Here is a 15,337-nt window from a genome sequence, read left to right as displayed (position 1 = left end):
AGGCAGCTTGCATGATGACGTTTTTAACGAGGGAAGAATAATGCTCGACACAAATATGAAAACCCAGCTCAAGGCCTACCTTGAGAAGCTGACCAAACCCGTTGAGCTGATTGCTACGCTGGACGACAGCGCGAAATCGGCAGAGATCAAAGAACTGCTGGCTGAGATCGCCGAGCTGTCGCCGAAAGTGACCTTCAAAGAAGATAACTCGCTTAACGTCCGTAAGCCCTCTTTCCTGATTACCAACCCGGGCTCCGGGCAGGGACCGCGCTTTGCCGGTTCTCCGCTGGGTCACGAATTTACCTCACTGGTGCTGGCACTGCTGTGGACCGGTGGTCATCCGTCAAAAGAAGCGCAGGCGCTGCTGGAGCAGATCCGCGATATCGACGGTGATTTCGAGTTTGAAACCTATTACTCGCTCTCCTGCCACAACTGCCCGGACGTGGTGCAGGCGCTGAACCTGATGTCGGTCCTGAACCCGCGCATTAAGCACACGGCGATTGACGGCGGTACCTTCCAGAATGAAATCACCGATCGCAACGTGATGGGCGTTCCGGCGGTCTACATGAACGGCAAAGAGTTCGGCCAGGGCCGTATGACGCTGACCGAAATCGTTGCCAAAGTAGATACCGGTGCTGAAAAACGTGCGGCGGAAGAGCTGAACAAACGCGATGCCTACGACGTGCTGATCGTCGGTTCTGGCCCTGCGGGCGCGGCGGCAGCGGTATACTCCGCGCGTAAAGGCATTCGTACCGGCCTGATGGGCGAACGCTTTGGCGGTCAGGTGCTCGATACCGTGGACATCGAAAACTACATTTCCGTGCCGAAGACCGAAGGCCAGAAGCTGGCCGGCGCGCTGAAGGCGCACGTCAGCGACTATGAAGTAGACGTGATCGACAGCCAGAGCGCCAGCAAGCTGGTTCCGGCAGCGGTCGAGGGTGGTTTACACCACATTGAAACCGCCTCCGGCGCGGTGCTGAAAGCGCGCAGTATTATCATTGCCACCGGTGCGAAATGGCGCAACATGAACGTCCCGGGCGAAGATCAGTACCGTACCAAAGGCGTGACCTACTGCCCGCACTGCGACGGCCCGCTGTTTAAAGGTAAACGCGTGGCGGTGATCGGCGGCGGTAACTCCGGCGTGGAAGCGGCTATCGACCTGGCAGGAATTGTTGAACACGTCACCCTGCTGGAGTTCGCACCAGAGATGAAGGCCGACCAGGTTTTGCAGGATAAAGTTCGCAGCCTGAAAAACGTCGACATCGTACTGAACGCGCAGACCACGGAAGTGAAGGGCGACGGCAGCAAGGTGACCGGTCTGGAATATCGGGACCGCGTGAGCGGCGACGTGCACAGCGTTCAGCTTTCAGGGATCTTCGTGCAGATTGGTCTGCTGCCAAACACAACCTGGCTGGAAGGCGCGATTGAGCGCAACCGCATGGGCGAAATCATCATCGATGCGAAATGTGAAACCAGCGTGAAAGGCGTGTTTGCGGCGGGCGACTGCACCACCGTGCCGTACAAACAGATCATTATCGCCACGGGCGAAGGGGCAAAAGCGTCTCTGAGTTCGTTTGACTATCTGATTCGCACCAAAACCGCATAATAGAAGAAAGTAAGGCTACACCTGCAATAGCGAGAGGCCACCGAAAGGTGGCCTCTTTTTTTATCTTACAACCATCACCGGTATATGGGTGTGGCGGATCACGCTGGAGGCGTTAGAGCCCAGCAGATGCGTGGTAATGGAAGGGTTGCGCGAACCGATGACAACCACGTCTGCTTTCAGTTCGTTCGCCAGTTCGTTTACCGCATCGCGTACGCTGCCGAATCTGACGTGCGTTTTGATCCGTGAAGGGTCGATGCTGAAGTGGCTGACCATGGTTTGCAGGCGTGTTTCCGCTTCATGCTGCAAATGCTCCTCAAAGCGACGCACGTCGGCGGCAAAGCGGTGCAGGCTCAGGCTGGCGGAGCCCGGCAGTACGTGCAAAAGATGGATAACACCGTCCTGCTGCGCCAGGAATTCCGCATGGCGAACGGCCTTGTCGCTCAGCTCCATCTCAAAAACATCAACCGGCATAATGATTCTCTGATACATACCCGTTTCTCCTTGTTTATAAACGCTGAACTCATTCAACCATAAAATATAAATGGTTTCTGTAAGCGCCCCGTCAGTTTTCTTATCTCACCAGGATAAATCTCAAAAGCCCTGTATTCCAGGGCAGACCTTCAGGGGTAGCTACCCTTATACACTTACCTGGAACCTTTCGGAGGTCGCATGAAAGCACTTACGTATCACGGTCCGCACCATGTTCGCGTCGAGAATGTCCCCGATCCCATTATCGAACAGCCCGACGATATCATTCTGCGCGTCACGGCCACGGCTATCTGCGGCTCCGATTTGCATCTCTATCGCGGAAAGATCCCGAAGGTGCAGCACGGCGACATTTTTGGCCATGAATTTATGGGAGAAATCGTCGAGTGCGGCGCAGAGGTGAAGAATTTGCAAAAAGGCGATCGGGTGGTGATCCCCTTTGTCATCGCCTGCGGGGACTGTTTCTTTTGTCGTCTGCAGCAATACGCTGCCTGTGAGAGTACCAATGCCGGGCAGGGCGCCGCGCTGAACAAAAAGCAAATCCCCGCGCCGGCCGCGCTGTTTGGCTACAGCCATCTCTACGGCGGCGTGCCGGGGGGACAGGCAGAATATGTTCGCGTGCCAAAAGGCAACGTCGGGCCGTTTAAGGTCCCGCAACTCCTTTCCGATGATAAGGCGCTGTTCCTTTCGGATATTTTGCCCACGGCCTGGCAGGCGGCAAAAAATGCGCAGATTGGAAATGGTTCGAGCGTAGCGGTTTTTGGCGCCGGGCCGGTGGGGTTACTGACCATTGCCTGCGCGCGGCTGCTGGGGGCTGAGCAGATCTTTGTTATCGATCACCATCCGTACCGTTTGCGATTTGCCGAGGCACGTTACGGTGCAATCCCCATCAACTTTGATGATGATAACGACGCAGCGGAAAAAATCATCGAGCAGACCGCGGGCCAGCGCGGCGTTGACGCCGTGATTGATGCGGTCGGGTTTGAAGCGAAAGGTAGCACCACCGAAACGATCCTCAGCAATCTTAAAATTGAAGGCAGCAGCGGCAAAGCGCTGCGTCAGTGCATTGCTGCCGTTCGACGCGGTGGCGTGGTCAGCGTACCCGGCGTGTACGCCGGGTTTATTCATGGTTTCCTGTTTGGCGATGCCTTTGATAAGGGGCTGACGTTTAAGATGGGCCAGACGCACGTCCATGCCTGGCTGGGGGAACTGCTACCGCTGATCGAAAAAGGGCTGCTTACGCCGGAAGAGATCGTGACCCATTATCTCCCCCTCGCAGATGCGGAGCGCGCCTACAAGGTATTCGAAAAACGGGAGGAGGAGTGCCGGAAGGTGATTCTGGTCCCTGGTGCAGAAACGCCCGAAGCTGCAGAGCAAAAAGTTAAGGGCCTGGTGAATGCTTTCCCGGGTGGGGTTGCCTGAAAATGTTCGCTTACCAGTGGCGTTCAAGATAGAGCACGGCCGTGACGATAATCGCCACAAAAATCAGAAAGATAAGTGTGATAACGCCTATCTCACCCATGACCGTCCCCGCGGCACCAAAACAGATTAAGCGTGGATTAAGGCCATTTTGCGCGGTATAGGAAAATCGGGTGAATTTGCGGAAAGAGGATGCGGCTGCATCCTCTGTGCAAAGCGGGTAGTCGCTTATTCAGAAGAGATTAACGCAGGTAATCGCCCGCGGCTTCTGGCTGGTAGAGCAGCTCCAGCACTTCAAGATGGGTCGAGGCACCGCCCGGCAATTCCCAGTGGATCGTATCCCCCGTACGCAGCCCCAGTAGTGCGGCACCCACAGGGGCCAGAACAGAAAGCTGTGCGCTGCTGTCGGTCATCTGAGCGGGGTAAACCAGCGTGCGGGTCAACTCTTCCCCGGTGGTCAGATTGCGGAATTTCACCTGGCTGTTCATGGTGACCACGTTATGCGGCATCGTCTCAGGCGTGCACATCTGCGCCCGGTCGAGCTCCTCATTTAGTGCGTCGGCCACGGGGAGTGAGGCGAACTCCGCTTTTTCCAGCAGCCTGTCGATACGTTCTGCGTCGAGCTCATTGATGATAATGGTAGGTCTGGACATTTTTTACTCCATGTCGTTAATGCTGCGTCTAACGCAGAAACTGATCCAAAAGAAAACCCTCGCCGTCTGGCAGCGAGGGTTTAACTCTCCCGATGATACTGGCTCAGCACGCAAGTTTGAAGTGATGAAAGTCACATTCATGGTCCATATGAATTTTCGCTGAAATTTATTCAGTCTTCATTCCGGGTGGAATACGTTACGCTGAGTGTCCTGAATCCGGGCGTTGCCCAACAACGAGAGAGCACTATGTACTTCTATCAACCGTCTCAGGGACACGGCCTGCCGCATGACCCGCTGAACGCCATTATTGGTCCGCGTCCGATCGGCTGGATCTCCTCATGCGATAAGGCCGGTCAGCTGAACCTCGCACCGTATAGCTTCTTTAACTGCTTTAACTATCGCCCGCCGATCATCGGCTTTTCCAGCAACGGCTGGAAGGACAGCGTGCGTAATATTACTGAGACAAAAGAGTTTGTCTGGAATCTGGCGACGCGCGATCTCGCCCAGGCGATGAATCAAACCTCCGCGATGCTTCCCCACGATCGGGATGAATTTAGCTTTGCCGGACTTACGCCAGCGGCCAGCCAGCTGGTTAACGCCCCTCGCGTTGCAGAAAGCCCGGTAAATTTTGAGTGTCGCCTGTCGCAGTGCATTCAACTAACGGGGGCTGACGGTACGCCGGTGGACACGTGGCTGGTGCTGGGGGAAGTGGTCGGTATCCATATTGCCGAAGCGCTGCTGGAAGAGGGGATATACCAGACGGCAAAAGCGCAGCCCATCCTGCGTGCGGGTGGGCCGACGGCGTACTATGGCATCAGCGATGAAAACCGGTTTGATATGGTGCGCCCGGGCGCGGATCAGTAACCGGCTTTATCAATCACGAACTGTTTTCCGCAGTTACCCGGATGTGGCTGCGGTGCAAATGACGCCGCTGAAAGCGGGTTGTTAATGGCGTCTGCCTTCAGGGAAATTTGCATTTCGGTCAGATACGCCGGGTTGCCGTTGCAGTTCAGCTTGATCGCTTTGATGTTCTCCTTGCCCCAGCTTTTGGCAACGGCACTGTCAAAGTCGCTGCGATTGACGGATTTCCCGTAGTTGTCGGCGATGAATTTACCGACCGCGCTGCTTTTAACTTCCTGATTCATCCGCACCATCGTGCCGAAATAGGCATCCGGATCGAAACCAAAGCAGACACCATGTTTGGCATATTCGTAGCGTTCCAGACAGGAATTCCCGCCCGCACCCGGCATCACGTCGTTGAGCTTCGCGGCAGCGGAAAGCGACAGTCCGGTTTCGGCGGCATCGCATTTGCGGCTGGCCTTCACTTCCGGCATGTTCGGAATGGGGCGCGTGGCGCAGCCAAAACGCATCCAGCGACGTTCATCCACGCCGCGTGCGGCAATAGATTTCGGCAGGCCGGGCCATAGCCCGTGAACGGTCAGGAAATCGGCTTTATTCTCGCGCTCTTTCTGCAGGCGACATTCGTCAGGTTCATTACGGTTGCGCTCGACCATGCTCTGGCAAAAACCGGTTTGCCAGGACAGGGCCAGCACATAGCGATCGAAATCGCCATACTGGGTTGCCTTGAGCGGTTCTGCCTGTGTGGAGAAGATGCTGAGTGCAAGCGCGATTGCGCCAGACGGGATAACGATATCCTTCCTGAACATATGATTTCCTGATCGAATGAGTACGATTAATTTCTGGAAGTTATTAAAGCACAAAAAGCGCCCGCAGGCGCTTTTTGGATATCAGTAATTTAGCTTAGGCCGCGCCGGGTACAAGCACTTCCGTAGCGATAATCACGATAATCAGCCCAACCATAACGGGCACTGAGGTGCGTTTGACGACTTCGAACGGCGAGATTTTCGCCATCCCGGCAACGGCAACGACCACGCCCGACACCGGCGAAATGGTACGACCCAGGTTTGACGCCTGCAGCATAGGAATGGAGAGATAGGCCGGGTTAATACCGGAGGAGTGAGCCAGTTTCGGGATCATCTCAACGAAAGCGTAGAAAGGCGCATTGCCGGAACCGGTGGTCATCGCCGCCAGCATGGTCAGCACCACCAGAACCAGCATCAGGATAATACTGGCCGAGCCGAACGAGGTGGCGATTGAAATCAGGCTCTGGATAAAGCCGATCGTGCTCAGACCCTGGGCAAAAACGCCCGCTGCCACCAGCAGCATCACCACGCCAGCGAAGGCATCCGCCATACCGCGATACGCCACTTCCAGACCTGAGAAGACTTTTTGCGTGTTAAAACCGCGTACAAACTCCAGCACGGCGGCCAGCAGCATGCAGATAACCAGAATGGTGATGATGTGCAGCTGTGGACCCCATTTGCCGTCAAAAATCAGCACTCCGACGATCGGCGTGAAGGGCAGAATGGCGTAAAACGCGGGAGCGGTTGTGGTGATTTCACTCACGTCCATCATTTCATGGCTGATGTTTTCTTTCTTATCGAGATAGCGCTGCCAGAAGAAATGCGCGATACCCATGCCCACAATGGCAACGATTGAGATCGGTAACGTGGTTTTAAAGGCGAAGTCGATGAGCGACATCTCCGCCGCCTTTGCCGCCAGCACAACGTCGCCGGAGGTAGGGGAGAGAATAATCGCTGCCGGAGACGCGCAAATTGCCGCAGCCGCGCCACGGCTGATGCCGACGTTCACCATGACCGGGAACAGCGTCGCCATCAGCAGTACGCCAAGTCCGGTAGCCGACGAAACGGCCAGCGACATCAGGCACGCGAGGAAATAGGCCGCGACCATCAGCAGATACGGCGAGTTGATGTATTGCAGGGGTCTGGAGGCAAGCTTAACGACCATGTCGTTAGCGCCGATATGGGTCATATAGGCCGCAAAACCACACAGCATCATGATCATCATGCCCAGATCGCCGCCGCGGCTCATGAGCAATATTTTAATGTATTCAACAATATCCGTAGCGGTGTAACCGGTGCTGGTCGCGCTGGCAGGTAACACCTGGTGCCCCATTATTGCGCTGATAATCAGCAGTGTTAAACCGCCAACAAATAATACGCCCGTGGCCGAGTAGCCTTTAATGATGTAGCGTGCGACGCCGACAATGACGACGACTCCAATAAGGAGCTCGAATAACGTAAGCATGATGTCCCCTGTATCTCTGCTGCAATGGAGCACAAAAAATCAATAAAAAAAATTAGGGTGGAAATGTGCCGAATAATTGGCCTGTTCTTGCTGATTAAAATCAATAAACAGACGACTAGAGAACAGAACAACCGTGTTTTGCCATAGCACATACATTTATGTCATGAGGCCCTTGACCCTAAGAAATAGCGCAACATGCGCCATTAATGATAACAAATTGTTAATGTTTTGTGTGGTTTTGCATGTCACTGATTAAGATAGCTAAATGGTAAAAGTCACACCCCTTGTGGGCTTATTTGCACGTATCGCCCGCTTTCTTTAAGAATATTCCCGGAAAGAGGCCGAATAATTAGGAATAACGCCGATGCTGTTAAGCCTTGATTCAACTATTTTATGGTAAACTTTGCCTCGAATACTAAGAATGGTAATTGCATTGTGATCGTACGTAATACATTTTTCTCTATTTTGTTGTTTATTTTTGGGCAGTTAACGTTTTCTTCTGTTGCACAGGCGGAAGGCAACGCGACGGATAAAGGGTGGTTTTCAACCTTTACGGATAATGTTTCCCAGACCTGGACGGCACCTGAACATTATGATCTCTATGTTCCGGCAATAACGTGGCACGCGCGTTTTGCTTATGACAAAGAGAAAACCGATAAATACAACGAGCGTCCGTGGGGCGCGGGTTTTGGCCAGTCTCGCTGGGATGAAAAAGGCAACTGGCATGGCATCTATCTGATGGCCTTCAAAGACTCGTTTAATAAATGGGAGCCGATTGGGGGCTATGGTTGGGAGAAAACCTGGCGTCCGCTTGCGGACGAGAACTTCCACGTCGGTTTAGGCTATACCGCCGGGGTCACTGCACGTGACAACTGGAACTATATCCCGATCCCGGTGTTGCTGCCGCTGGCCTCTATTGGCTATGGCCCCGCAACGTTCCAGATGACCTACATCCCGGGGACTTACAACAACGGAAACGTTTACTTCGCCTGGATGCGTTTTCAGTTTTAACTGACAAAACGTGATGTGGTGGTGAAAAAACGCGCAGGCGTTGATTCATAAGCGATAAAAATCTGTCAGTGAAAATTAACGCGACTTTAGTCACTTTTTATCAAAGATCCGCTGGACAAAAGGTCCCACAATTGATGTACTGATAACCGACACAGCATTTGTGTCGTTTTTTAATGTAAAGGTAATTTTGATGTCTAAGATTAAAGGTAACGTTAAGTGGTTTAATGAGTCCAAAGGATTCGGTTTCATTACTCCTGAAGATGGCAGCAAAGACGTGTTCGTACACTTCTCTGCAATCCAGTCTAATGGTTTCAAAACTCTGGCTGAAGGTCAGCGTGTAGAGTTCGAAATCACTAACGGTGCCAAAGGCCCTTCTGCTGCTAACGTAATCGCTCTGTAATTCAGACGCGTCAGCAAGAATTTCAAAACCCGCTCACTGAGCGGGTTTTTTTCGTTTTGAATCAGCCAAGCAGATACATTTTCAGGAAGCTGGCAACGATCAGCACGCTCAACAACACCATTCCTGCGCTCATCAGACTCTGTTTCATTCTGTCACCCTCGTTCAGTACTGCATCCAGAGTGACAGAGAAAAATTAAGCCAACATTAACGGTTCGGTTGTTAATGCGCGCTTGCGGAAGAAAAGAGCCAAAATGCGATCCCCGTCATCGCAAAGGAGCCGAACATATTGATCGCCATATTCATCAGCGCCCAGCCGATACGTCCTTCCTGAAAGAGAAAAACCGTTTCCGCAGAAAAGGTTGAGAAAGTGGTTAACCCACCGCAGAATCCCGTGGTAATCAGTACCTTCCACATTGGGTCGATGTGCGTCATTCGGTTAAACCAGGCCAGCCCCATGCCGATGATAAAGGCACCAATCAGGTTAGCGGCAAGCGTCCCCATGGGAATCGCCTGATGCAGGGGATTAAACCGCATACTCAGAAACCATCGCGCAACGCTACCCGTTCCCCCACCAATAAAAACGGCTAAAAGTAGTTGTAACACGCTAAATACCTGCTATTTGATGTGTAAGAGAAGCGAGTTTAACGCCGTTTATGATGAGGGGACAAATATGTATGTTGCGGTAGGGCAATTTGCCGTCACGCCTGACTGGCATGCGAATGCGAGCACGTGCGTCAACCTGATGATGCAGGCCCGGCAGAAAGGCGCGTCGCTGCTGGTGCTCCCAGAGGCGCTGCTGGCCAGGGATGATAACGACCCGGATTTATCCGTGAAGTCCGCGCAGCCGCTGGATGGCGAATTTTTACAGCAGCTGCTCGCCCAGAGCACAGGCAATACGATGACGACGATCTTAACGATCCATGTTCCCTCCACGCCGGGCCGCGCAGTGAATACGCTAGTGGCGATTCGCGACGGAGCCATTGTTGCACGTTACGCCAAGCTGCATCTCTATGATGCGTTCAGCATTCAGGAGTCGCGGCGCGTTGACTCAGGAGACAGTATTCCACCGCTGCTGGAGATTGACGGATTCAAGATCGGGCTGATGACGTGCTATGACCTGCGTTTTCCCGAGCTGGCGCTCCATCTGGCGCTACAGGGGGCGGACGTACTGGTACTGCCTGCCGCGTGGGTCAGAGGGCCGTTAAAAGAGCACCACTGGGCAACGCTGCTTGCGGCGCGCGCGCTGGATACCACCTGCTATGTGGTTGCTGCAGGAGAATGCGGCACGAAAAACATCGGGCAAAGCAGGGTGGTTGATCCGCTGGGGGTAACGATCGCCGCCGCCGCTGAAGCCCCGCATTTGCTGGTGGCGGAGATAAGCTCAGAAAGAATTGCGCTTGCGCGTCAGCAATTACCCGTTCTTCGCAATCGTCGGTTTGCGCCACCGCAATTATTGTGATGTTTTTTTCAACAATGCTTGATTCACCTTGTTACAGATTGCTATTGTGTGCACGCGCTAAATGACCGTTAATACAATCAGGTTTTGGCGCTGAATGCAGCCTGTTTTAAGTAAAGAAGGTATCTATGGGTGAGATTAGTATTACCAAACTGCTGGTGGTTGCCGCACTGGTCGTCCTGCTGTTTGGTACCAAGAAGTTACGCACGCTGGGTGGTGACCTGGGGGCTGCCATCAAAGGCTTTAAGAAAGCGATGAACGACGATGATGCAGCGGCGAAGAAAAGCGCCGAGGATGACGTCCCGGCAGACAAGCTTTCTCACAAAGAGTGACAGCAACGCCTGAGGGCTTGCGAAAAAAAACCGGCTCATGAGGCCGGTTTTTTTGTATTACTGTAAATGAATATTACAGCATTATTTCACTTCTTCGCCTTTAGCCTGCATATCTGCATGGTATGAGGAGCGAACGAATGGACCGCAGGCAGCGTGGGTGAAGCCCATCGCTATCGCTTCGGCTTTCATTTCATCGAACTCGTCCGGGCTCACGTAGCGCTGTACCGGCAAGTGGTGGCGGCTTGGCTGCAGATACTGTCCCAGGGTCAACATGGTCACACCGTGGCGGCGAAGATCGCGCATCACCTCAATGATTTCCTCATTGGTTTCACCCAGACCCACCATCAGACCAGACTTGGTCGGAATATGCGGATGCGCTTCTTTGAAACGCTCCAGCAGTTTCAGAGACCAGTTATAGTCAGCACCCGGGCGGACCTGACGGTAGATACGCGGCACGTTCTCCAGGTTGTGGTTAAACACATCTGGCGGCGTGGCGGTCAGGATATCCAGCGCGCGGTCCATACGGCCGCGGAAGTCAGGCACCAGCGTCTCGATTTTGATGTTAGGGCTTTTCTCGCGAATGGCCGTAATACAGTCGGCGAAGTGCTGAGCACCACCGTCACGCAGATCGTCACGGTCAACGGAGGTGATCACTACATAACGCAGCGCCATGTCGGCGATGGTCTGCGCCAGCTTCTGGGGTTCGTTAGCATCAGGTGCGACTGGACGGCCATGAGCAACATCGCAGAACGGGCAGCGGCGGGTGCAGATAGCACCCAGAATCATAAACGTCGCGGTACCGTGATTGAAACATTCAGCAAGGTTCGGACAAGAAGCCTCTTCACATACGGAGTGAAGGCCATTCTTGCGCATCGCCGCTTTGATCCCCTGGATACGCGAAGAGTCGGCCGGAAGTTTGATTTTCATCCATTCCGGTTTTCTTAACAGCGCCTCGCGCTCTGTAGCCACGTTTTTAACCGGGATAAGGGCCATTTTATCGGCATCGCGGTATTTAACACCGCGTTCCATCACAATGGGTTTACTCATAGCGTGCGTGTTCCAGTTGCGAATATCGAAGGAAAGCGTTTCAATTCAAGGGAATGTTGTATTTATCAACTATTTTTGAACGAACGACAGGCAGTATATCATTGAAACGGTCGTTAAAGCAGCCTGCCAGATCGCCAATTTGTAAAATAGTTGTTGTTTTGTGCCTTTTGCCCTGCCTGTTGCAGGGGCTTGTGCTGGCTAAACCTGTCAGAAGGCCTGACGGATAATGCGGATGACGTTTTCCAGGACCGGATCGCGCAAACTCAGCTTGTTGTAATGCAGTGAAATCTCGATAGATTCCGCATTAAGCTGACTGAGCGGAATGCTCTCCAGCGGCCAGCATTTTCGTAGCAGGCTGTACAGGCGTGATGGCATAACGCACAGCATGTCGCTGCTGCCGATCAGGGATGCGGTGGTGAACATATTGTAACTGCTGAAGCTGATCTGGCGTTCCGGGAAAATTTCATCAATACGCTGACGAAGCGCATGGTTAGACTGCCCTTCGGTCATGAAAGAGGAGTGGTCGTAGTTGCGCAGGTTTTCGATGTTCAGCGGTTCGCTGAGAACCGGATGCTGCTGCCGGCAAACCAGCACCAGGTTATCCGTATAGAGCACATTTTGTCCCAGCGCTCTGGCGCTGAAGCTGCCGCTTTCAATAATCAGGTCCGTCTGGAACTGCGCAAGCTGAATGTCAGGTTCATGGAGAGGCACATTGCGAAGCAGGAGCTGCGGAGCATGCTCTTTCACGGCCTGGAAGATCGCCGGCATAACAAGAACTCCCACAGAAGGGGAGCAGCCGATGGTGATGGTTCTCTGCTTATCATAGCTACCGGTTAAATCCAGTGCGCCCAGAATCGACTCCAGCCCCTGGCTGATGTACTCATGGAGATGCGTGGCGTAAGCCGTCGGCGTTACCCCCTGGCCCTTACGAATAAATAGCGGGTCAGGAAATATAGCGCGTAGCTTTTGGATTGACTGGCTTATTGCTGATGGCGTGAGATTAAGAATTTTCGCAGCGTTAACGATACCCTTGTGGACATATACTGCCTCAAAAATAGTCAGTAAATTGAGATCAATATTACGTAAAGTCCGAAAAATTTGCGGCTTGTCTTCGCCACCAGGTTCATTCAGTCGTTTGGCTGGTAAATTATTATACTCCACGCTTTCACTCCGTATACATTCACAATATGAATGATAGTTGAATTTATTTATTATGCTTGTAGAGATTCGTAAAGGGTTGGTTTTGTTTCACTTCTTTATCAAAAGCAAACGGTTGAGTGATAATTGCTCACGTTACTTATGCCGTGTTTGCCGAGCTTGCTGGAGGCTAAATAATATGTAGCGGTAATATTCGGGCGCTTCGAAAATATAGAATCTGTGGATTATTGTAAAGTGCAAAAACGGTAAATAAACAGCGGCCCGTCAAATTAGCGAGCCCTGTTGTACGATATATTAAGCAGGGATATATTCGTGCGGGGGATTGTTAAGTAGCGCTAACACGTTCTTCAAAAGCACGGGCCGAATAGCTTCTGGCGTAGCGGTTTCAACCCACTGGCGCATTTGCGTCATTTCCATGCCAGCATAGCCGCAGGGATTAATGCGCTGGAAAGGCGCGAGGTCCATATTAATATTCAAGGCCAGGCCATGGAATGAGCAGCCTTTACGAATGCGCAGCCCCAGAGAGCAGATCTTCATTTCCCCAACGTAGACGCCCGGTGCATCGGCGCGTGGATGCGCGTCAATACCATATTCCGCCAGCGTGTTGACGACAGTTTGTTCCAGGAGGGTGACCAGTTCACGTACGCCAAGCTTTCTGCGCTTCAGATTGAGCAGGACGTACATCACCTGCTGCCCGGGCCCATGATAAGTGACCTGACCGCCGCGATCGCTCTGTATAACCGGGATATCTCCCGTCATTAACAAATGTTCTGCTTTACCCGCCTGACCCTGCGTAAATACTGGCAGGTGTTCAACCAGCCAGATTTCATCTGGGGTGCTGTCATCGCGTGAATCGGTGAAGTCATGCATAGCCTGGGAGACAGGCTCATAAGGTTGCAGGCCGAGGTGACGGACCAGAATTTTATCCTGATACAAAACTGCGTCTCCGAAGACGAGGGACAAAAGGTGTGGGGGAGTATATCACAGCGGGGAGAGAGGTTACCCGGCAAACCGGGTAACCGCAAAGGGACTACAGCACCATACGAACGATTTCGATATTGCCGAGTTCTTCGTAAAGCGTCTCAACCTGCTCAATGTGTGTCGCAGTGATGGTAATAGAAACCGAGTGGTAGTTGCCCTTGCTGCTTGGTTTTACTGACGGAGAGTAGTCACCCGGCGCATGGCGCTGTACCACTTCAACCACCTGATCAACCAGCTCAGGTTTCGCCAGACCCATTACTTTGTAGGTAAATGGGGTAGGGAATTCAAGCAGTTCGTTAAGTTTGGTTTTCATGTCAGCTCCGGCGTAACGTCAAAAAATAATAACTCCCACGTCAGGTGGGAGTTATCAGGATACTTAGTATATGGGGATCAAAATCACACTTTCAAGTGTTCAATTTTTAACCAAACCAGTGGTGGAACATCAATTTAATGTAATCAATGATTTTGCCGAAGAAATTGCCTTCAGGAATTTCTTGCAGGACAACCAGCGGACGCTGATCGATCGTTTTGCCATCCAGCTGGAAGTTGATCGTGCCCACAACCTGGTTTTTCTGCAGCGGGGCATGCAGCTCGGTGCTGTTCAGCACGTAGCTGGCTTTCAGGTCCTTCATTCGACCGCGTGGAATGGTCAGGTAGAGGTCTTTATCAACGCCGAGTGAAGCGCGGTCGTTGTCGCCGAACCAGACGGGTTCAGAAGCAAACTCTTTACCTGCTTTCAGTGGGTTTACGGTTTCGAAGAAGCGGAAGCCCCAGGTCAGCAGTTTCTTGCTTTCTGTTTCACGACCTTTAAAGGTGCGGCCGCCCATCACGGCAGAGATCAGACGCATCTGGCCTTCAGTGGCAGAGGCCACCAGGTTATAGCCCGCTTTGTCGGTGTGGCCAGTTTTGATGCCGTCAACGTTCAGGCTGTTATCCCACAGCAGGCCGTTACGGTTGGTCTGACGAATACCGTTGAAGGTGAACTCTTTCTCTTTATAGATAGAGTACTCATTAGGGACATCGCGGATCAGCGCCTGGCCAATCAGGGCCATATCACGCGCAGAGCTGTACTGACCGTCTGCGTCCAGGCCGTGTACGGTCTGGAAATGGCTGTTTTTCAGACCCAGCGCGGTAACGTAGCTGTTCATCAGACCCACGAAGGCATCCTGGCTACCGGCGGCGAAATCGGCCATCGCCACGCAGGCATCGTTACCAGACTGCAGGTTGATACCGCGAATCAGCTGGGAAACAGGAACCTGCATACCCGGCTTCAGGAACATCAGAGAGGAACCTTTGAAGACAGGGTTCCCGGTTGCCCACGCATCGTTACCGATGGTGACCAGATCCGATTCTTTGAATTTACCTGCCTTCATCGCCTGGCCGATAACGTAGCTGGTCATCATTTTGGTCAGGCTGGCCGGGTCACGGCGGGCATCGGCATTCTGTTCTGCCAGCACTTTGCCAGAGTTGTAATCGATCAGGATGTAGGATTCCGCATCGATTTGCGGAACGCCAGGGATCATGGTCTTGATATTCAGGTCATCGGCGTGAGCTGCGGAGAGCGCAGCAGCGCAAAGGGCCGTGGTCAGCGCCATGCGCTGCACAAAACGAGCAGAAAAAGTGGTCTTCATGGTCAGAACTACGACATCCGTGATGGAA

General features: G+C 52.8%; 18 protein-coding genes. 7 read left to right on the top strand and 11 right to left on the bottom strand.

The features are described from left to right. Positions 1-40 precede the first annotated feature (40 nt). Entirely contained in the window at positions 41-1,606 is a 1,566-nt protein-coding gene (ahpF, locus tag RVY89_RS12935; RefSeq protein ID WP_484825524.1) for an alkyl hydroperoxide reductase subunit F, read from the top strand. A gap of 60 nt (positions 1,607-1,666) precedes the next feature. Here ahpF and uspG read toward each other — a convergent pair whose 3' ends face one another. Continuing rightward, positions 1,667-2,095 carry a universal stress protein UspG gene (gene uspG, locus RVY89_RS12930; RefSeq protein WP_023310731.1) on the bottom strand — a complete coding sequence of 143 codons (429 nt, stop codon included), beginning with the start codon at positions 2,093-2,095 and terminating at the stop codon, positions 1,667-1,669. Between the two features lie 180 nt (positions 2,096-2,275). On the opposite strand from uspG, the gene RVY89_RS12925 reads away from it, so the two are divergent. Further along, positions 2,276-3,514: a zinc-dependent alcohol dehydrogenase gene (locus RVY89_RS12925; protein ID WP_484825523.1), complete on the top strand. Its 1,239-nt coding sequence runs from the start codon at positions 2,276-2,278 to the stop codon at positions 3,512-3,514. Between the two features lie 10 nt (positions 3,515-3,524). On the opposite strand, the gene yldA is transcribed toward RVY89_RS12925, so the two are convergent. Then, entirely contained in the window at positions 3,525-3,614 is a 90-nt protein-coding gene (gene yldA / locus RVY89_RS12920; RefSeq protein WP_484825522.1) for a small membrane protein YldA, read from the bottom strand. 139 nt (positions 3,615-3,753) lie between these two features. After that, a complete protein-coding gene (gene rnk, locus RVY89_RS12915) occupies positions 3,754-4,164 on the bottom strand; it encodes a nucleoside diphosphate kinase regulator (RefSeq protein ID WP_045261020.1) in 411 nt (136 codons plus the stop codon). A gap of 246 nt (positions 4,165-4,410) precedes the next feature. Between rnk and RVY89_RS12910 the strand changes: the two genes are divergently transcribed. Beyond that, a complete protein-coding gene (locus RVY89_RS12910; RefSeq protein WP_484825521.1) occupies positions 4,411-5,028 on the top strand; it encodes a flavin reductase family protein in 618 nt (205 codons plus the stop codon). Here the strand turns inward: RVY89_RS12910 and rna are convergent. After that, positions 5,022-5,831: a ribonuclease I gene (rna, locus tag RVY89_RS12905; protein ID WP_484825520.1), complete on the bottom strand. Its 810-nt coding sequence runs from the start codon at positions 5,829-5,831 to the stop codon at positions 5,022-5,024. The two genes, RVY89_RS12910 and rna, sit on opposite strands and share 7 nt — an antisense overlap. A 94-nt stretch (positions 5,832-5,925) precedes the next feature. After that, on the bottom strand, positions 5,926-7,293 hold the full coding sequence (gene dcuC / locus RVY89_RS12900) for an anaerobic C4-dicarboxylate transporter DcuC (RefSeq protein ID WP_335246202.1): 1,368 nt from the start codon (positions 7,291-7,293) through the stop codon (positions 5,926-5,928). Positions 7,294-7,686: 393 nt separating this feature from the next. Here dcuC and pagP point away from each other — a divergent pair, with 393 nt between their 5' ends. Continuing rightward, complete coding sequence (gene pagP, locus RVY89_RS12895) at positions 7,687-8,304, top strand: lipid IV(A) palmitoyltransferase PagP (RefSeq protein ID WP_080298633.1); 618 nt, start codon at positions 7,687-7,689, stop codon at positions 8,302-8,304. Between the two features lie 190 nt (positions 8,305-8,494). After that, positions 8,495-8,704: a transcription antiterminator/RNA stability regulator CspE gene (gene cspE / locus RVY89_RS12890; protein ID WP_002439184.1), complete on the top strand. Its 210-nt coding sequence runs from the start codon at positions 8,495-8,497 to the stop codon at positions 8,702-8,704. 219 nt (positions 8,705-8,923) lie between these two features. Here the strand turns inward: cspE and crcB are convergent, their stop codons facing one another. Then, positions 8,924-9,307 carry a fluoride efflux transporter CrcB gene (gene crcB / locus RVY89_RS12885; RefSeq protein WP_023310740.1) on the bottom strand — a complete coding sequence of 128 codons (384 nt, stop codon included), beginning with the start codon at positions 9,305-9,307 and terminating at the stop codon, positions 8,924-8,926. Between the two features lie 67 nt (positions 9,308-9,374). Here crcB and RVY89_RS12880 point away from each other — a divergent pair, with 67 nt between their 5' ends. Continuing rightward, on the top strand, positions 9,375-10,163 hold the full coding sequence (locus RVY89_RS12880; protein ID WP_484825519.1) for a deaminated glutathione amidase: 789 nt from the start codon (positions 9,375-9,377) through the stop codon (positions 10,161-10,163). A 125-nt stretch (positions 10,164-10,288) separates the two neighbouring features. Next, positions 10,289-10,492, top strand: a complete 204-nt coding sequence (gene tatE / locus RVY89_RS12875) for a twin-arginine translocase subunit TatE (RefSeq protein WP_023310742.1) — start codon at positions 10,289-10,291, stop codon at positions 10,490-10,492. Between the two features lie 81 nt (positions 10,493-10,573). Here the strand turns inward: tatE and lipA are convergent, their stop codons facing one another. The 5 genes from lipA to dacA form a co-directional block, all read right to left on the bottom strand. Further along, positions 10,574-11,539 carry a lipoyl synthase gene (gene lipA, locus RVY89_RS12870; protein WP_484825518.1) on the bottom strand — a complete coding sequence of 322 codons (966 nt, stop codon included), beginning with the start codon at positions 11,537-11,539 and terminating at the stop codon, positions 10,574-10,576. 207 nt (positions 11,540-11,746) lie between these two features. Further along, positions 11,747-12,700, bottom strand: coding sequence for a YbeF family transcriptional regulator (locus RVY89_RS12865; RefSeq protein WP_371898903.1), 954 nt, complete (start codon positions 12,698-12,700; stop codon positions 11,747-11,749). Positions 12,701-12,991: 291 nt separating this feature from the next. After that, positions 12,992-13,633 (bottom strand): lipoyl(octanoyl) transferase LipB, encoded by a 642-nt coding sequence (gene lipB, locus RVY89_RS12860; RefSeq protein ID WP_371898902.1) that lies wholly within the window; start codon positions 13,631-13,633, stop codon positions 12,992-12,994. Between the two features lie 94 nt (positions 13,634-13,727). Then, the gene (ybeD, locus tag RVY89_RS12855; protein WP_003858718.1) at positions 13,728-13,991 is read right to left on the bottom strand and encodes a DUF493 family protein YbeD; all 264 of its coding nucleotides are present in this window, start codon (positions 13,989-13,991) and stop codon (positions 13,728-13,730) included. 106 nt (positions 13,992-14,097) lie between these two features. Further along, positions 14,098-15,309 (bottom strand): D-alanyl-D-alanine carboxypeptidase DacA, encoded by a 1,212-nt coding sequence (dacA, locus tag RVY89_RS12850; protein WP_014069323.1) that lies wholly within the window; start codon positions 15,307-15,309, stop codon positions 14,098-14,100. Between the last annotated feature and the right edge of the window lie 28 nt (positions 15,310-15,337).

The sequence above is a fragment of the Enterobacter sp. 3U4 genome, assembly GCF_057224565.1.
This window is presented reverse-complemented; position numbering and strand designations above follow the sequence as displayed.